Origin of the sequence: Paraburkholderia sp. A1RI-2L (assembly GCF_048957375.1) — a bacterium.
Lineage (GTDB): Bacteria > Pseudomonadota > Gammaproteobacteria > Burkholderiales > Burkholderiaceae > Paraburkholderia.
The window spans coordinates 705,026-721,868 of record NZ_JARBTA010000002.1 but is presented as its reverse complement, the minus strand read 5'-3'; the positions used below and the strand labels follow the sequence as shown (position 1 = coordinate 721,868).

The 16,843-nt window shown below is 66.7% G+C and carries 14 protein-coding genes and 1 pseudogene; 5 read left to right on the top strand and 10 right to left on the bottom strand.

Annotation, left to right across the window (positions count from 1 at the left end; translation table 11 throughout):
* Positions 1–9 precede the first annotated feature (9 nt).
* From PWP93_RS18135 to PWP93_RS18120, 4 genes and pseudogenes are all read right to left on the bottom strand, one after another.
* Positions 10–117 (bottom strand): annotated as a pseudogene (locus tag PWP93_RS18135) (type II toxin-antitoxin system HicB family antitoxin); the annotation flags it as partial.
* Between the two features lie 197 nt (positions 118–314).
* Complete coding sequence (locus PWP93_RS18130; protein WP_421045388.1) at positions 315–1,775, bottom strand: cytochrome P450; 1,461 nt, start codon at positions 1,773–1,775, stop codon at positions 315–317.
* A gap of 121 nt (positions 1,776–1,896) precedes the next feature.
* Positions 1,897–2,772: an IclR family transcriptional regulator gene (locus PWP93_RS18125; protein WP_421045387.1), complete on the bottom strand. Its 876-nt coding sequence runs from the start codon at positions 2,770–2,772 to the stop codon at positions 1,897–1,899.
* 10 nt (positions 2,773–2,782) lie between these two features.
* Positions 2,783–3,730 (bottom strand): IclR family transcriptional regulator, encoded by a 948-nt coding sequence (locus tag PWP93_RS18120; protein ID WP_421045386.1) that lies wholly within the window; start codon positions 3,728–3,730, stop codon positions 2,783–2,785.
* Positions 3,731–4,002: 272 nt separating this feature from the next.
* Between PWP93_RS18120 and PWP93_RS18115 the strand changes: the two genes are divergently transcribed.
* From PWP93_RS18115 to PWP93_RS18105, 3 genes are read left to right on the top strand one after another with little or no spacing between them, the layout of a single operon-like run.
* On the top strand, positions 4,003–4,962 hold the full coding sequence (locus PWP93_RS18115) for an MBL fold metallo-hydrolase (protein ID WP_421026202.1): 960 nt from the start codon (positions 4,003–4,005) through the stop codon (positions 4,960–4,962).
* Positions 4,963–4,988: 26 nt separating this feature from the next.
* Positions 4,989–6,701, top strand: a complete 1,713-nt coding sequence (locus PWP93_RS18110) for an FAD-dependent oxidoreductase (RefSeq protein ID WP_421045385.1) — start codon at positions 4,989–4,991, stop codon at positions 6,699–6,701.
* A gap of 30 nt (positions 6,702–6,731) precedes the next feature.
* Positions 6,732–6,974, top strand: coding sequence for a DUF2783 domain-containing protein (locus tag PWP93_RS18105; RefSeq protein ID WP_421045384.1), 243 nt, complete (start codon positions 6,732–6,734; stop codon positions 6,972–6,974).
* 81 nt (positions 6,975–7,055) lie between these two features.
* On the opposite strand, the gene hydA is transcribed toward PWP93_RS18105, so the two are convergent.
* The 5 genes from hydA to PWP93_RS18080 form a co-directional block, all read right to left on the bottom strand.
* Positions 7,056–8,513 (bottom strand): dihydropyrimidinase, encoded by a 1,458-nt coding sequence (hydA, locus tag PWP93_RS18100; RefSeq protein WP_421026199.1) that lies wholly within the window; start codon positions 8,511–8,513, stop codon positions 7,056–7,058.
* 31 nt (positions 8,514–8,544) lie between these two features.
* Positions 8,545–10,062: an NCS1 family nucleobase:cation symporter-1 gene (locus tag PWP93_RS18095; protein WP_421045383.1), complete on the bottom strand. Its 1,518-nt coding sequence runs from the start codon at positions 10,060–10,062 to the stop codon at positions 8,545–8,547.
* Between the two features lie 59 nt (positions 10,063–10,121).
* A complete protein-coding gene (preA, locus tag PWP93_RS18090) occupies positions 10,122–11,399 on the bottom strand; it encodes an NAD-dependent dihydropyrimidine dehydrogenase subunit PreA (RefSeq protein ID WP_421045382.1) in 1,278 nt (425 codons plus the stop codon).
* Between the two features lie 106 nt (positions 11,400–11,505).
* Positions 11,506–12,915, bottom strand: coding sequence for an NAD(P)-dependent oxidoreductase (locus tag PWP93_RS18085; RefSeq protein WP_421045381.1), 1,410 nt, complete (start codon positions 12,913–12,915; stop codon positions 11,506–11,508).
* 126 nt (positions 12,916–13,041) lie between these two features.
* Positions 13,042–14,307, bottom strand: coding sequence for a Zn-dependent hydrolase (locus PWP93_RS18080; RefSeq protein WP_421045380.1), 1,266 nt, complete (start codon positions 14,305–14,307; stop codon positions 13,042–13,044).
* Between the two features lie 261 nt (positions 14,308–14,568).
* Between PWP93_RS18080 and PWP93_RS18075 the strand changes: the two genes are divergently transcribed.
* Positions 14,569–15,285 carry a TetR/AcrR family transcriptional regulator gene (locus PWP93_RS18075; RefSeq protein WP_421026194.1) on the top strand — a complete coding sequence of 239 codons (717 nt, stop codon included), beginning with the start codon at positions 14,569–14,571 and terminating at the stop codon, positions 15,283–15,285.
* Positions 15,286–15,343: 58 nt separating this feature from the next.
* On the opposite strand, the gene PWP93_RS18070 is transcribed toward PWP93_RS18075, so the two are convergent.
* The gene (locus PWP93_RS18070) at positions 15,344–15,826 is read right to left on the bottom strand and encodes an Lrp/AsnC family transcriptional regulator (RefSeq protein ID WP_213301033.1); all 483 of its coding nucleotides are present in this window, start codon (positions 15,824–15,826) and stop codon (positions 15,344–15,346) included.
* Between the two features lie 371 nt (positions 15,827–16,197).
* Between PWP93_RS18070 and PWP93_RS18065 the strand changes: the two genes are divergently transcribed.
* Positions 16,198–16,830 (top strand): LysE family translocator, encoded by a 633-nt coding sequence (locus PWP93_RS18065; RefSeq protein ID WP_421026193.1) that lies wholly within the window; start codon positions 16,198–16,200, stop codon positions 16,828–16,830.
* Positions 16,831–16,843 lie beyond the last annotated feature (13 nt).

Sequence of the window (16,843 nt, the reverse complement as noted above, 5' to 3'; positions counted from 1 at the left end):
CGCGGTTGCTTATTCGCGCGCCAGCGTTTCCAGCGCTATGCGCGCGAGAAAGCCGCTTCGCGTTTCATGCCGCTTCTCGACATACGCGTCGATCTTGTGCAAGACGGACCGTGGAAGGAGCAGGGCGCAAAGCGCGAGGCCGATGGCTGCGGAGTACTGGGGGCTCGTGGTCCTGAACTTCATGGATGGGCTGGCGGACGATCGTTGTCTGAGGAGTCGCCACCATAGCCTGCCGCGGATCCTGAAAAAATCGAGTCGGAGCCTTGTTTGTGCGCGGTCACCGTTTTCCGGCGCGGCTCCAGCCGGTCGCCGGATCAAGTTGCCCGCACGCGTTTCCTTAGCCTCACCGGCATGGTGTCCGGCACCATTGTGAATGCCGACACCTCGTTGATTTTCGCCGGATCGATGGCCATCTCGATCTCGAATTCGTTCATCAGCATGGAGAGCGCGAGGCGCATCTCCACGGTCGCGAGATGACGCCCCGGACACACGCGCGGCCCCGCGCCGAATTGCAGGTAGGCGCGCACGTCGTGCGCACCGCCGTGCTCGCCGCCTTGTTCCTTCTTATGCATCCAGCGCCACGGATCGTAGCGCTGCGGATCGGCGAAATTTTTTGCGTCGATCATCGCGGGCCGTGCCACGAAGAACATGCGCGTGCCACGGGGCAAGGCCACGCCGTCGAGCACCACGTCTTCGAGCGGCTCGAACGAGTGCACGGCCGCCACGGGGCGCAGGCGCGTCGCCTCGATGCAGGTCGCCTCGAAGAGGTCGAGCTCCTTGAGCGTTGCATAGTCGGGGCATACGCTCGCCTCGCCGAGCACGCGGCGCGCTTCACAGGCCAGATGCGTTTGCAGCGACGTGTCCGCAGCGAGATAGGGCAGCGTCCACGCGATCGAATCGGCGGTGGTGTCTTCGCCCGCGAGCAGGATCGTCAGCACGTTGGCGCGGATCTGCGCATCGGTGATGGGCGCAGCACCAGGTTCCGCCCCGGCGTCCTGCTGCTGCACGAGCATCGCTTCGAGCAGGTTGCGCGGCGTTTGCGCGGGCTCGTCGCGCAGGCGTTCGCGGGCGCGCGCCATCATCGCGTCGACATGGCGGTGCACTTCGGCCAGCGCCTGATCGAGCTTGCGGTCCGCGGGCAGCTTGAAGTAGCGCCAATATGGAAAGAGCGCGTTGATGCGGCCCATCACGCTCGGCAGGATGCGCTCCAGATGCTCCTGAATTACGCCGTGATCGCGTTCGAGCGTGCGCGGGTCTTCGCCGAACGCGAGCGCGCTCGTCACGTCCACGGTGTAGCGCTTGAGATCGTCGGTCATCTCGACGGTCTCGCCGCGCTCGGCCGCGCGTAGCCAGCGCGCGCGCAGCCGCCCGGTGATGTCGGCCAGCGTGGGATAGAACGCCTTGATGGTCGGGATCGAGAGCGCCTGCATCACGAGGCGGCGTTGCGGCTCCCAGGCCGCGCCTTCCGCCGAGAACAGGCCGTTGCAGCCCATCTCCTCGAGCACGGCCTCGATCGGTTGATAGCGCCGGTAGCGGTGCGGGCGCTCGCGCATGATCTGCTGGATCAGCTCGGGGTCGGTCCAGATCGTGATGGGGATGCTGCCCACCTGGAAGCGGTAGGGCGTGCCCAGCTCGGCGGCCCAGCGTTCGAGGATCAGATGCAGCCGCGCGGGCGAGAGTTGCAGCAGGTTGCCGACGAGCGGCAGGCCGCGCGGACAGGGCAGGTCTGCGACCTGACGCTGCGCGGTGCGGGAACCGGTGGTGGCCGTGCTCATGAGCGCTTCCCTGGTGGCGGTTGGCGGGCTGGTGTGGCTGCTGGGCGCTACTGCGTGGTGTTGCGTGGTGTTGCGCGGTATTGCGGGGTGTTGCATGGCCGCGCGGACGACTGGGAGCCGATTATAGCGACGCGGCCCCCGCCACATGACCGAAGCGGCGCGACAGGCGCTCGGCCGAGGCGCTTAGCCGCTGCGCGCTGTCGCCCTCGCTGGCGGTGTCGAAGTTGCCCGATGGCCCCATCAGCGCGAGCACGAGGCACACGCTGCCGGTGTGGTCGAACACGGGCGCGGCCACCGTGCTGATGCCGGGGATCGGATTGTCGAGCGCCGTGTCGAGCCCTTGTGCGCGGATCGCGGCAAGGCGCTCGGCGTAGCGCGGATCGGATGCCGCCGATTGCATGGGCGACGACGGCGACGGCGCGCCGGCGAGGCGCAGGCCGTCTTGAGCGAGCAGCCCGGCGCGCATGTCGTCGTCGAGCCAGGCGGCGAACACGCGGCCGATGGCCGTGTTCACGAGCGACATCACCGTGCCTGGCCGCAGGCTCACGTGCAGGGGGCGCGGCGATTCTTCGAGGCGCACGACCGTGGGCCCGAGGGGCCCCGGCACCGCGAGCGCCACGCTCATGCCCGTGCTGGCGGCGAGGTCGACCAGCTCGGCGTCGGCTTCGCGCACGGGCGACAGGCGCGCGAGTCCCAGCAGGCCCAGTTCGAGGCTCAAGGGGCCGGCTTCGTAGCGGCCTGCCGCGTCGCGCGCGAGCAGGCCGGTCTTGAGCAGGCTCACGAGGTGCGGGAATGCCTTCGCGCTCGGCATGCCGGCCGCCGCCGCGAGGTCGCGCAGCGAGAGCGGCGTGCCGGCCGCCACCAGCGCGGCGAGCAGTTCGCCCGTGGCATCGAGCGCCTGGATGCCGCGCTGCGGCTTGTCGGCGGATTCGGGCTGGGGCGCGGATTCGGCGCGGGCTTCGTCCGTGACGGTGGACGGGGTGCGGGCTCGGGGCATGGTGGCGGCTTCAGTTCGGATCGGAGGCGGGAGGGACAGCGACGGCGCCGGCGGAAGCCGCCGCAAAGGCAGCCTCGGCGATTTCGCGCGCGGCCTCGCGCAGCGCGCGCACGAGCGCGCTGGTGGGGCGCACGTCGAGCACGCCGGTTGCGCCCACGGCCGTGAGCGTGAGGCGCAATCCATGCTGCGGATCGAGCACCGGCACGCAGGCGCTGCTGACGCCCGGGCTGGGCGAGTCGATGCCGAGCTCGAAGCCGCGCGCGCGGATGGTGTCGAGCGTGGCGGTGAAGGCGGCGTCGAGTTTCGGCGACGGGGCGTCCTTCGATGTGGACTTGCTGGCCGCCGTCGAAGTCGCGCCGGCTGTCGCTGTGCCGCGCCAGACGGGCTGCGCCGTCTGGTTGCGCCACATCGCGCGCAGCGCGGCTTCGTCGAGGTATGCGCAGAACACGCGGCCCGTGGACGTCGCCGGCAGCGACATCACCGTGCCCACGTGCAGGTTCACATGGAGCGGCAGGCTCGCGTGCTCGTAGCGCACGATGGTCGGCCCTTGCGGCCCGGCAATGCATAGCGCGATGCTGCAGTTGTGCGCCTGCGCGAGCGCCGCCGCGCGCGGCACGGCTTCGCGCAGCGCGGGCTCCTGCGCCAGGCGCAGAAGGCCGAGGCGCAGCGCGAGCGGCCCCGCCTCGTAGCGCCCGGACAGCGCGTCGCGCTTGATCAGCCCCAGGCGCGTGAGGCTTACCAGATAGGCGTGCGCCTGGCTCGACGCGATGTCGGCGCCTGCTGCGAGATCGCTGGGCGCGAGCGGCACGCGGGCGTCGGCGAGCACGCGCAACAGGCGCGCGGCCACCTCCACGCTTTGAATGCCGCGCTGCGTCTTGCCGCCGCCTGCGTCCGCATCCGGCGTGGCCGACGGGGCTTGCGTGGTCGCGGCGGCGCGCGCGTTGCGAGGGGTCTTCACTCGTTGTCCCGGGCTGAAAAAGGGTCCATGTTAACCGAATGGCGCACGAACACCGGCGATCAAATTATTTGCAAATAGCTAGTGTGTTCGCCATTGACAAATAAAACCGGGCGGGCGATCATGGCCTCACCCCGGCAAAACAGCGGCTCATTCACAACCAGGCGGGGCGAGACATTCGGGCGGGCGTGAGGCCCGCCATTGCGGCGCGTGCTCGCGCGGGCCGCCCTGCCTCGCTCCGTCGTTCGCTCCCCCCAACGGATACGGAGACTCAGATGGCAAAGGCGTTCGCATCGCAGGCGGATCTCGAAGAGAAGCAGGTCACCTTCACGCAGCTCTCGGAAAACGCCTACGCGTACACCACGGAAGGCGACCCGAACTCGGGCGTGATCATCGGCGACGACGGCGTGCTGATCGTCGACACCACCGCCACGCCCGCCATGGCGCAGGATCTCATCGCCAAGATCCGCAGCGTGACGGACAAGCCCATCAAGTACGTCGTGCTCTCGCACTATCACGCGGTGCGCGTGCTGGGCGCATCGGCGTATTTCAAGGAAGGCGCGCAGCAGATCATCGCGAGCCGCGGCACGTACGAAATGATCGTCGAGCGCGGCGAAGCCGACATGAAGTCGGAAATCGAGCGCTTCCCGCGCCTTTTTGCGGGTGTGGAAACGGTGCCGGGCCTCACGTGGCCCACGCTCGTGTTCGAGAAGGAAATCACGCTGTTTCTCGGCAAGCTCGAAGTGAAGATCGCTCACCTGGGCTCGGGCCACACGAAGGGCGACACCGTGGTGTGGCTGCCGCAGCAGAAGGTGCTGTTCTCGGGCGACCTCGTGGAGTACGACGCGGCCTGCTATTGCGGCGATGCCCAGCTCGCCGAATGGCCCGCCACGCTCGAAGCGCTGCGCTCGCTGGGCGCGCAAAAGCTCGTGCCGGGCCGCGGCCCCGCGCTCGTCACACCCGATGAAGTGAACAAGGGCCTCGACTACACGAAGGACTTCGTCACGACGCTGCTCGCGCAGGGCCGCAAGGCGGTCGCGCAGAAGCTGGACCTCAAGCAGTCGATGGCGCTCACGCGTGAAGCGATGGATCCGAAGTTCGGCCATGTGTTCATCTACGAGCATTGCCTGCCGTTCGACGTGTCGCGCGCCTACGACGAGGCGAGCGGCATTACGCATCCGCGCATCTGGACCGCGCAGCGCGACAAGGAAATGTGGGACGCGCTGCAGGATTGAGGCTGACGCGAGGCATGGAGACGACAATGATCGACTATCAGACGCTGACCTTCGAATACACGCGCTGTAGCGAGCAAAGGCCGGATGCCGCCGCGTGCGTGCGTCCGGTCGTGGTGGTGGGCGCGGGGCCGGTGGGCCTCGCCACGGCGATCGACCTCGCGCAGCACGGCGTGCCCGTGGTGCTCGTGGACGACGACTGCACGCTCTCCACGGGCTCGCGCGCAATCTGCTTTTCGAAGCGCTCGCTCGATATCTTCGACCGGCTCGGCTGTGGCGAGCGCATGGTCGAGAAGGGCGTGAGCTGGAACGTGGGCAAGGTGTTCCGCAAGGACGAGCTGGTTTACACCTTCAATCTGCTGCCGGAAAGCGGGCATCATCGGCCTGCGTTCGTCAATTTGCAGCAGTACTACGTGGAAGGCTTCCTGCTCGAACGCGCACAGGAACTGCCCAACCTCGAAATCCGCTGGAAGAGCAAGGTGACGGGCATCGCGCAGCACGGTGCGCCGGGCGCCGAAGATTCGCACGTGGCGCTCGAAATCGAAACGCCCGACGGCTCATACGAATTGCTCGCGCGCTACGTGGTGGCCGCCGATGGCTCGCGCAGTCCGGTGCGCAAGCTCATGGGCCTCGACAGCCATGGCCGCACGTTCAAGGACCGCTTCCTGATCGCCGACGTGAAGATGGAAGCCGAGTTTCCCACCGAGCGCTGGTTCTGGTTCGACCCGCCGTTTCATCCGAACCAGTCGGTGCTGCTGCATCGCCAGCCCGACAACGTCTGGCGCATCGACTTCCAGCTGGGCTGGGACGCCGACCCGGTGCTCGAAAAGACCCCCGAGCGTGTGATTCCGCGCGTGCGCGCGCTGCTCGGCCCCGACGCGAAGTTCGAGCTGGAGTGGGTGAGCATCTACACGTTTTCGTGCCTGCGCATGGACAGCTTCCGCCACGGCAATGTGCTGTTCGCGGGCGACTCGGCGCACCTCGTTTCGCCGTTCGGCGCGCGTGGCGCGAATAGCGGCTTCCAGGACGGCGAGAACCTCGCGTGGAAACTCGCGATGGTGCTGGAGAATCGCGCGCCCGATGCACTGCTCGACACCTATGCGAGCGAGCGCGAATACGCCGCCGATGAAAACATCCGCAACTCCACGCGCTCGACCGACTTCATCACGCCGAAGAGCGCGGTGAGCCGCGTGTTCCGCGACGCCGTGCTCACGCTCGCGCGCGAGCATGCATTCGCGCGGCAACTGGTGAACAGCGGGCGGCTCTCGGTGCCTGCGGTGCTGCGCGAATCGACGCTCAATACGGCCGACGAAGAGACCTTCGCGGGCCAGATGGTGCCGGGCGCGTCGTGCGCCGATGCGCCCGTGGCCGGCACGCAAGGAGCGCCGCAATGGTTGCTCGCGCAACTAGGCGGACGCTTCACGGGGCTGCTGTTCTGCCGCGCGGGCGCGACGCTCGAAAGCGGTACGCGCGCAGCGCTCGACGCGCTGGCGCGTGGCCCGGTGCCGATGCAATTCGTGGTTGTGCTCGATGGCGCGGGCGCGGTGCCCGAGGGCTTGCCTGCGAACGCGGCAGTGTTGCGCGACGCCGAAGGCCTGGCCGCGCAACGCTACGGCGCGCAGGATGGCGCGTTCTATCTGATCCGGCCGGATCAGCACGTGTGCGCGCGCTGGCGTCGCGCCGATGCGTCGCGCGTCGAGCAGGCGCTCAAGCGGGCGTTGTGCGTGGCCGGCACGGCTTGACGCGCCGGACCGTCAATCAAGGAGACAACGATGCTCAACACCCAACCCAACCTCGCACGCCCCGACGACTTCTACGAGGCGCTCATCGACATGCATCGCGATCTCGACGAGGCACAGAGCCAGTCGGCCAATGCGCAATTGATTCTGCTGCTCGCGAATCACGTGGGCGAGCACGAGGCGCTGATGGACGCGATCCGCTTTGCGCGCGCGGGCGCGGCGTGCGCGCCTGAAGGCAACGGCGCGGCGAGCGGTCATCGCCAGTTGGCGGCTTGATTCACCGCTTGATGGAGTGAAAGCGCGCGGAGCTTGTCGCTCCGCGCGCTTCATGAGTCATCGCTTCGATCGCTTAATCGCTTACTTCGCCGCATCGCCTTCGCGATGCACCGGCTGCGTTTCCTTCAACTGCTTCGCGAGCCGAGAAGCCTGCAGATAGCCCGGATTCGCGGGCCGTTTCAGATAGCGCCCCGCGCCGCGCTTCGCACGCAAGTCGCCATCCGCCCACACGAGTTCCCCCTGCGAAACCGTATGCGTGGGCACGCCGCGCACCGTCATGCCTTCGAACACATTGAAGTCCACGTTCTGATGGTGCGTCTTCACCGAGATCGTGCGCGTGCCCTGCGGGTCCCAGACCACCAGATCGGCGTCCGCCCCCACGGCCACCGCACCTTTGCGCGGATAGAGGTTGAAGATCTGCGCGGCGTTCGTGGAGGTCACGCGCACGAACTCATTCGGCGTGAGACGCCCGGTGTTCACGCCCTGATCCCATAGCACGGCCATGCGGTCTTCCACGCCGCCGCAGCCGTTGGGAATCTTCGTGAAATCGTTGCGCCCCATGGCTTTCTGCGAGGCGCAGAATACGCAGTGGTCGGTGGCCGTGGTATGCAGCAGGCCGCCTTGCAGCCCGCGCCAGAGCGCGTCGCGATGCTCCTTGGTGCGGAACGGCGGGCTCATCACATGCGCGGCCGCGCGCGTCCAGTCGGGGTCGCGATACACCGACTCGTCGATCACGAGATGGCCCGCGAGCACTTCGCCGAAGACGCGCTGGCCTTCGGCGCGTGCGCGCGTGATGGCTTCGAGCGCCTCTTTCGCGGAGACGTGCACGATATACACGGGCACGCCCAGCACCTGTGCAATGCGCATCGCGCGGTTCGCGGCCTCGCCTTCCACTTCGGGCGGCCGCGAGAGCGGATGCGCCTCTGGTCCGGTGAAGCCGCGCGCGAGCAATTGCCTCTGAAGCTGAAACACGAGCTCGCCGTTTTCCGCGTGCACGGTGGGCAGCGCGCCCAGTTCCAGTGCGCGCGCGAAGCTGTTCACGAGGATCTCGTCGTCGGCCATGATGGCGTTTTTGTACGCCATGAAGTGCTTGAAGCTCGACACGCCGTGGTCCTGCACGAGCAGCCCCATGTCGCGATGCACGCTCTCGTCCCACCACGTCACCGCCACGTGAAAGCCGTAGTCGGCGGCGGCCTTCTCGGCCCAGCCGCGCCATTGCTGGAACGCGTCCATGAGCGGCTGCTTCGGGTTCGGGATCACGAAGTCGATGATCGACGTGGTGCCGCCCGCGAGCCCCGCCGCCGTGCCGCTGAAGAAGTCGTCGCTCGCCGTGGTGCCCATGAAGGGCAGCTCCATGTGCGTGTGCGGGTCGATGCCGCCCGGCATCACGTATTGCCCGCCCGCGTCCACCACGGTGGCGCCAGCGGGCGCGTCGAGGTTCTCGCCGATCGCCGCTATCGTGCCGCCTTCGCAGAGCACATCGGCGCGATAGCTTTTGTCCGCGTCGACGATGGTGCCGCCTCGAATCAGGATCGCCATGATGCAATGTCTCCTTCGGTTACGTTTTCAGTTATGCGTTCGCAATGCGTGGGCTGCGGCTCTTGCCCAGCTTCATCAGCACGCCATAGACAACGGCCGCGATCGCGAGTCCCACGAACCACGCATAGGTATAGAGGTTTTTGAACGCGTCGGGCACCGAGGGAAACGCATTCGGAAACGCCACGTTCAAGAAGCCCGGCAGATTCGGCAGCACGCCCGCGACGAGCGCGATCACGGCGGCGAGGTTCCAGCCATTCGAGTAAGCGTATTCGCCGTTTTCCTCGAACAGCTGCTCGGTGTCGAGGCGCGTGCCGCGAATCAGGAAGTAGTCGACCATGAGAATGCCCGCCACCGGCCCGAGCAGCGCCGAATAGCCCACCAGCCACGTGAAGATATAGCCTTGCGTGGTGGCCAGAATCTTCCACGGCATCATCACGATGGCGATGGTCGCCGTGATCAGGCCGCCCGCCTTGTACGAAATTCCCTTGGGCCAGAGGCTCGAAAAATCGTAAGCAGGTCCGACCAGGTTCGCAGCGAGATTGCAGCACATGGTGTCGAGCGTGAGGATCACGAGCGCGATGCCCACGCCGATGCCTTCCATGCGGCTCGTGACGTCGATGGGGTCCCAGATCGCCTTGCCGTAGATCACCACGGTGGCCGAGGTGACCACGACGGAGACCACCGAGAGCAGCGCCATCGGAATCGGCAGGCCCAGCGCCTGCCCCACGAGCTGGTCGTTTTGCGTCTTCGCGAAGCGCGTGAAGTCGGGAATGTTGAGCGCGAGCGTGGCCCAGAAGCCCACCATCGCCGTGAGGCTCGGCCAGAAGGTGACCCAGAAGAGCCCGGCCTTCTTGCCGCCCGGCGCGAACTGCGAGGGCTGCGAGAGCATCGAGCCCACCCCGCCCGCTTTCGAGCAGGCCCACCAGACCAGCGCCACGCACATCACGACCTTGATGGGCGCCGACCAGCTTTCGAGCCAGCGGATCGAGTCGGTGCCGTGCACGATGAAGTAGAGTTGCAGCGCCCAGAAGATCAGGAAGCACGCGCCTTGGGCGATCGAAATGCCGAGGAACGGCAGCGCGTCGCCGACCAGCGCGTTGTGCGTGAGGATGTTGGCGAGCGTGTAGATCGCGCTGCCGCCGAGCCACGACTGAATGCCGTACCAGCCGCACGCCACGATGGCGCGCAGCATGGCGGGCAGCTTCGCGCCCTGGGTGCCGAACGACGAGCGCACCAGCACCGCGTAGGGAATGCCGTACTTCGCGCCCGCGTGGCCAATCAGCAGCATGGGCGCGAGCACGATCATGTTGCCGAGCAGCACCGTGAGCACCGCTTGCCACGGCGACATGCCCTGTTCGGTGAGCCCCGCCGCGAGCATGTACGAGGCGATGTTCATCACCATGCCCACCCACAGGGCGGCGAAGTGATACCAGCGCCACGTGCGCTGCGCGGCGCGCGTGGGCGCGAGGTCGTCGTTGTATAGCTCGCTGGCGCTGCGGCGCGCGTGCGCGTCGCCTTCCATACCACCGCTGGCTGCTGGCTGGCTCATGGTGCGGTTTCTCCTGGCGCTTTTTGCTGCGCTTTGTTGCTCAGGTTGGGGAGAGAGGATCAGGCCGCCTTCGGATCGGCCACGCGGGCCGGATTGTTCGGGTGCGTGGTCCAGTTCGCGTAACGGCCCGTGTCGACGCGCTCCATCGTGATGCATTGGTCGACCGGGCAGACATGCATGCATAAATTGCACCCGACGCAGTTCGCATCGACCACTTCGAAGTGCCGCTTGCCGTCCTTCGTCGCGGTGATGGCCTGGTGCGAGGTGTCCTCGCAGGCGATATGGCACAGGCCGCACTGGATGCAACGGTCCTGATCGATGCGGGCCTTGATGTCGTAGTTCAAGTTCAGGTATTGCCAGTCGGTGACGTTTTGCACCGCGCGGCCGCGAAACGCGTCGAGGTTCGCGTAGCCCTTGTCGTCCATCCAGTTGGAGAGCCCGTCGATCATGTCCTGGACGATTCGGAATCCGTAATGCATCGCGGCGGTGCACACTTGCACGCTTCCGGCGCCCAGCACCATGAACTCCGCGGCGTCGCGCCAGTCGGAAATGCCGCCGATGCCCGAGATCGGCAGGCCCTGGGTTTGCGGGTCGCGCGCGATCTCGGCCACCATGTGCAGCGCGATGGGCTTGGCGGCGGGGCCGCAGTAGCCGCCGTGCGTGCCCTTGCCGTCCACGGTGGGCAGCGGCGCCATGGCGTCGAGGTCCACGCCCACGATCGAATTGATGGTATTGATGAGCGAGACGCCGTCCGCGCCGCCCTTGAACGCGGCGCGCGCGCCGTGGCGAATATCGGTCACGTTGGGCGTGAGCTTCACGAGGCAGGGCAGGCGCGTGCCTTCCTTCACCCAGCGCGTGACCATCTCGATGTATTCGGGCACCTGGCCCACCGCCGCGCCCATGCCGCGCTCGCTCATGCCGTGCGGGCAGCCGAAGTTGAGCTCGACGGCGTCGGCGCCGGTGTCTTCCACCAGCGGCAGGATCCATTTCCAGTCCTGCTCGGTGCACGGCACCATCAGCGAGACGATCAGTGCGCGATCGGGCCAGTCGCGCTTGACCTGCACGATTTCCTTGAGGTTCACGTCGAGCGGCCGGTCGGTGATGAGCTCGATGTTGTTCAGGCCTGCGATGCGCTGGCCGCGCCAGGTGGTCGCGCCGTAGCGCGAGCTTACGTTCACCACGTGCGGGTCGAGCCCGAGCGTCTTCCAGACCACGCCGCCCCAGCCGGCCTCGAAGGCGCGGTTGACGTTATAGGCCTTGTCGGTGGGCGGCGCGGAGGCGAGCCAGAACGGGTTGGGCGATTGAATACCGGCAATCGTGCAGCGGAGATCGGCCATGATGCGGCTCCTGTCGATTCGGAGTTAGTGCTTCAGCACTTGCTCCGATCCCATGCAAAACTGATGGGATGGTTCGTTTTTGTCGGGGTACGTGTAGTGCTGCCGCTCAGGCCGCTTTCGTGGCCTGCGCAGCGAGGTAGCGGTCGATCGCACGCGCGGCGAGCTTGCCGTCCTGCACCGCCTGCACGGTGAGATCGGTCGCGCCGTGGCCCGCGCAGTCGCCGCCGGCCCAGACGCCTTCGAGCGAGGTCGCGCCATCGGCATCCACGGCGATGCGCACGCCGCCCTCGGTCAACTGCAGTGCTTCGAGCCCTGCCGGCAGCAGCTTTTGGCCGATCGCCTTGAGCACCACGTCGGCCTCGATGCGCTCGATTTCGCCGGTGCCCCGGAGCACGCCGTTCGGGTCGAGCGCCGTGCGTTCGAACTCGACCGCTTCGACACGGCCCGCGCCCACGCCGCTGCCCAAAATCCGCAACGGCTTGCGCCACTCGACGATCGTGACGCCCTCGTTACGCGCGAATTCCTGCTCGGCCCACGTGGCGCTCATGTGTGCGCCGCCACGCCGGTAGGCGAGGGTGACGTGCTCCGCGCCGAGCTTGCGGCTTTGCACGGCGGCGTCGATGGCGGTGTTGCCGCCGCCGATCACCACGACGCGGCGGCCGGTGGGCACGGTGGCCAGATCGCGCGCCTGGCGCAGTTCGGCGATGAACTCGACGGCGTCACGCACGCCTTCGAGCGCTTCGCCTTCGATGCGCAGCGCCTGCGTGCCGCCCAAACCGATGCCGATGAACACCGCATCGAACGCTTCGCGCAGCGCGTCGAGCGCGAAATCGCGGCCCAGCCGCTTGCCCGTTTCGATCACGATCCCGCCGATGGAGAGCAGCCACTGGACCTCGCGCTGGGCGAAATCGTCGACGGTCTTGTACGCGGCGATGCCATATTCGTTGAGCCCGCCGGGTTTCTCGCGCGCGTCGAACACGGTCACGGCATGCCCGGCCAGCGCGAGCCCATGCGCGCATGCGAGCCCGGCGGGACCCGCGCCGACCACGGCCACGCGCCGCCCCGTCTCACTCGTGCGCTTGAAGAGCGGCGCGGCGCCCTCGGCCTCGCGTGCCATCTGGAAGTCGGTGGCATGGCGCTGCAGCGCGCCGATCCGGACTGGTTCGCCATCCTGATGATTTCGCACGCAGGCGCCCTCGCACAGGATCTCGGTGGGGCACACGCGCGAGCACATGCCGCCGAGCGGGTTGGCGCTCAGGATGTCGCGCGCCGCGCCCTTGAGGTTGCCGTTGCCGATCTTGCGGATGAAGCCCGGAATGTCGATGCCGGTGGGGCAGGCGGCGATGCAGGGCGCGTCGTAGCAGTAGTGGCAGCGGTCGGCGGCAATGACGGCGGCGTCGGCGGAGAGGGGTGGGGCGACATCGGCGAAATTGCAGCCGAGCGCCTCGGCGCCGAGGCGTCCGGCAGCAACGCCTTGCGGAGTAGGTGCGGTGGCACGCGAGTTCGAATGGGACATCCGGATGCTCCTTGCGAGGCAAAACACGGGCCCGCCGGCTGCGCACGCAGCGGTGCAGCCGGGACGAGGGGGAAATGCTGGAATTGCTACTGGCGCTCGAGGCCGCCTGTTTCGAATCGTGTGCGATCAACCCGGCTCTGACGCGCGTTCGAGCATCGCATGCAACAGCACGTTCGCGCCCGCCTCGATCCACTCCTGCGTCGCGTCCTCGACCTCGTTATGGCTGATGCCGTCGATGCACGGCACGAACACCATCGAAGTCGGTGCGACCGTTGCGAGATAGCACGCGTCGTGGCCCGCGCCCGAGACGATGTTGCGGTTCGAATAGCCGAAGCGTTCCGCCGCCGCGCGCACGGACTTCACGCAGTTCGCATCGAACGGCACCGGCGCGTAATAGAAAATCTGCTCGACTTGAGCTTCGAGCTTGCCTTGCTGCGCGATCTTCGCGATGCCTTCGCGCAACTCGGCGTCCATTTTCGCGAGCACTTCATCCTGCGGATGGCGAAAGTCGATGGTGAAGAACACCCGCCCCGGAATCACGTTGCGCGAGTTCGGATGCACCTGCATCATGCCGACCGTCGCGCACGCAAGTGGTGCATGGCGCAGGCCGATTTCGTTCACGAGCTGCACCACGCGCGAAGCGCCGAGCAGCGCGTCGCGGCGGCGCGGCATGGGCGTGGGGCCCGCATGCGCTTCCTGGCCCGTGAGCACGACTTCGTACCAGCGCTGGCCCTGCGCGTCGGTCACCACGCCGATGGTCTTGTTCTCCGCCTCGAGTATCGGCCCTTGCTCGATATGCAACTCGAACGCCGCGTGAATCTTGCGCCCGCCGCACGGCAGGTCGCCCGCATAGCCGATGCGCTGCAATTCCTCGCCGATGGTCTTGCCGTCCACGTCCTTGCGCGAGAGGCCGTAATCGAGCGTGAACACGCCCGCGAACACGCCGGACGCCACCATTGCGGGGGCGAAACGCGAGCCTTCCTCGTTGGTCCAGATCACCGTTTCGATGGAGTGCTCGGTCTGAATGCCGTGGTCGTTGAGCGAGCGGATCACCTCCAGCCCGCCGAGCACGCCATAGATGCCGTCGAAGCGACCGCCCGTAGGCTGCGAGTCGGCGTGCGAGCCGGTCATCACCGGCGGCAGGTCGTTGTTGCGTCCCGCGCGGCGCATGAAGACATTGCCCATCTGATCGACGCTCACGGTGCAGCCCGCTTCCTTCGCCCACTTCACGATGAGGTCGCGGCCGGCTTTGTCGAGATCGGTGAGGGCGAGGCGGCAGACGCCGCCTTTCGCGGTCGCGCCGATCTTCGCCATCTCCATGAGGCTGTCCCAGAGGCGCTGGCCGTTCACATGAATCGCGGTGGTCAGCGCGGCTTCGCTTACGGTGTTCATGCGTGCTCTCCTCGTTTGCTGAATCCTGTCCGATTGGACAGGTTGTAGGCGATAAACTTCAGGAATTCAATGCGGTGTTACGAGCGAAAAGCATGCCATCGATGTTGCGGTGCATGAAAGCACACGGGCGACGGGCAGGTTTACCCGAAGGTTTGCCATGCATCTATGCACGTCGCGCCGATGCCGTGACTACAATGAAACCGGCGTTGCGCGGCGGATGTTGCGCGCAACGCCTTTCCACCCTTGAGCGGACCGAACCCCATGCGCGACGACGACCCGAACACGCCAGCCGCGAATCTTGCAGTGCGCACCAGTGCGGGCGCGCGCGACGACGCTGACGCGGCGCACAAGCCGCGCCGCAAGGCGTCGATTCGCGCCTCCAATGAAACGCATCTGCTGGCTTGCGCGGAGGCGGTTTTCGCGGAGCGGGGCTTCGAGGGCGCGAGCACGGCGCTGATTGCCGAGCGCGCCGGCCTGCCGAAGGCGAATCTGCACTACTACTTTCCCACCAAGCTCGCACTCTATTGGCGCGTGCTCGACGACGTGTTCGAAGAGTGGAACGCCGCCGCCGACACCTTCGACGCAAGCGACGACCCGGTGGTCGCCATCGGCGGCTATGTGCGCGCGAAGATGGCGCTCTCGCGGCGCCGGCCGCTGGGCTCGAAAGTGTGGGCCAACGAGATCATCAGCGGGGCCACGCACATGCAGGACATTCTGCTCAAGCGCGTGAAGCCGTGGATGGAGTCGCGCGTGCAACTGATCGAGCGCTGGATCGACGAAGGACTGCTCGCGCCGCTGGACCCCAAGACGCTGCTCTTCATGATCTGGGCGACCACGCAGCATTACGCCGATTTCGAGGCTCAGATTCGCGCGCTCGCGGGCAAGCGCGCGTTATCGGCCGCGAGCTTCGAGGCCACCACCGAAGAAGTCGTGAAGATGATCTTGCGCGCGAGCGGGGCGCGCTCGCCAGGAGCGTGAACTGCTCCGCGCATTTGATACGGATGACGAACTAACTGGCGTGATGCGCTGAGGAAGCTCACACCTGCATCGACGCCACGTCCTTCATGCAGCGCAGCGCGAACATCGAGCGGCTGTGGCGGATGCTCGAAATGCGATAGAGCTTTTCGCGCAGGAAGCGCTCGTAGCCCGCCGTGCCATCCACGGCCACCTTGATCCAGTAGTCGTATTCGCCGGAGACGAGATACGCCTCCAGCACTTCGGGCAGCGCCGCGAGCTCTGCGCCGAAGCGCGCGAGCGCGTCGTCCTCGTGGCGGTCGAGCGTGACTTCGAGAATCACGATGTCGGCGAAACCGAGCTTGCGCTGGTTCACGAGCGCGACATAGCCGTCGATGTAGCCGTCGGCTTCGAGTTGGCGCGTGCGGTTCCAGCACGCCGTGGTCGACATGCCTACTTGTTCCGCGAGTTCGGCGTTGGAGAGGCGGGCGTTCTGCTGTAGCGCGCGCAGGATCTTGCGGTCCTGGTTGTCGAGCGGTTTGGACGGGCGTTCGCGGGGGCTCATGATGGATGGAATTATCTACAGGGGGTTGCAATTTTGGCGGAATTATATTCCGTAAATGAGCGATTTTTGCCTGAAAACAGGAAGCCTTTACAGGGTCATTGCCGGTATATTTTCTCCATGCCTTCTTGCCCGGCACGACCCACGCGGCCACCTCCCCGCGTTGGGGTGCGCCGCCGCAGCCACAAGCCGCGGTGGACCGTCAGAGCCGGTTTTCCGTGCACCCAGCGGCGGCCATCGGGCGTTGTACGCGTTCATCACGCGGCCAGCAAGGTTCGATCGGGCAGATGGCATTTGAAACCGCGCTGTTGCGCGGTTTTTTGTTGCCCGCTTTCGTTTCGCCCCCTTCATTACGCCAACCCAGAACTCCAGAAATGTCGCCCCAGTTGTATTTGTCGTTTCTCGCCGCCGCGCTGGTCCTCGTCTACACCCCCGGTCCCGTCAACGTGCTCACGATGAGCCACGCGCTCCATGCCGGCTGGCGTCGCGCGCTGCCTTGCGTCTGGGGCGGCACGCTCGCGGTGCTGTTGCAACTCGTCTTCACGGCGCTTTGCCTGAATTCGCTGCTGCTCATTAGTGAGCATTCACTTACCGTGCTGCGCTGGGCCGGCGCGGCTTACCTCGTCTGGCTCGGCTGCAAGCAATGGCGCAGCCGTACGCTCGGCGGCGAGTCTGGCGCAGAGCCAGCGGAGTCGGCGCTCACTTCCCGGCGCGGTCTGTTCTGGCGCGGGTTTGCTACCTCGGGGCTCAATCCCAAGACCTTGCTGTTCTTTCCGTCGTTTTTCCCGCAGTTCATCAGCGCGGATGCGTCGTGGAGCGCGAACCGGCAGTACCTCGTGCTGGCGGCGACGTTCGCGTTGCTGTTCGCGGGTGGGGTGGCGTCGATGGCGCTGTTTTCGCACCGCCTGCGCCACGTGCTGCAACGGCCCCGGCGGCTGCGCGTGGTTAACCGCTTGATGGGCAGCCTGCTGGTGGGCATGGGCGCGGTGATGGCGGGCTTGCGCTAGACGCGCATATGGC

What these genes read in the sequence shown, in the direction of transcription:
- PWP93_RS18070 (WP_213301033.1), bottom strand. Translation starts at nt 15,826, where the DNA reads ATGAGCCCCCGCGAACGCCCGTCCAAACCGCTCGACAACCAGGACCGC.
- preA (WP_421045382.1), bottom strand. Translation starts at nt 11,399, where the DNA reads ATGGCCGATCTCCGCTGCACGATTGCCGGTATTCAATCGCCCAACCCG.
- PWP93_RS18095 (WP_421045383.1), bottom strand. Translation starts at nt 10,062, where the DNA reads ATGAGCCAGCCAGCAGCCAGCGGTGGTATGGAAGGCGACGCGCACGCG.
- PWP93_RS18125 (WP_421045387.1), bottom strand. Translation starts at nt 2,772, where the DNA reads ATGCCCCGAGCCCGCACCCCGTCCACCGTCACGGACGAAGCCCGCGCC.
- PWP93_RS18105 (WP_421045384.1), top strand. Translation starts at nt 6,732, where the DNA reads ATGCTCAACACCCAACCCAACCTCGCACGCCCCGACGACTTCTACGAG.
- PWP93_RS18130 (WP_421045388.1), bottom strand. Translation starts at nt 1,775, where the DNA reads ATGAGCACGGCCACCACCGGTTCCCGCACCGCGCAGCGTCAGGTCGCA.
- PWP93_RS18110 (WP_421045385.1), top strand. Translation starts at nt 4,989, where the DNA reads ATGATCGACTATCAGACGCTGACCTTCGAATACACGCGCTGTAGCGAG.
- PWP93_RS18085 (WP_421045381.1), bottom strand. Translation starts at nt 12,915, where the DNA reads ATGTCCCATTCGAACTCGCGTGCCACCGCACCTACTCCGCAAGGCGTT.
- PWP93_RS18115 (WP_421026202.1), top strand. Translation starts at nt 4,003, where the DNA reads ATGGCAAAGGCGTTCGCATCGCAGGCGGATCTCGAAGAGAAGCAGGTC.
- PWP93_RS18065 (WP_421026193.1), top strand. Translation starts at nt 16,198, where the DNA reads ATGTCGCCCCAGTTGTATTTGTCGTTTCTCGCCGCCGCGCTGGTCCTC.
- hydA (WP_421026199.1), bottom strand. Translation starts at nt 8,513, where the DNA reads ATGGCGATCCTGATTCGAGGCGGCACCATCGTCGACGCGGACAAAAGC.
- PWP93_RS18080 (WP_421045380.1), bottom strand. Translation starts at nt 14,307, where the DNA reads ATGAACACCGTAAGCGAAGCCGCGCTGACCACCGCGATTCATGTGAAC.
- PWP93_RS18075 (WP_421026194.1), top strand. Translation starts at nt 14,569, where the DNA reads ATGCGCGACGACGACCCGAACACGCCAGCCGCGAATCTTGCAGTGCGC.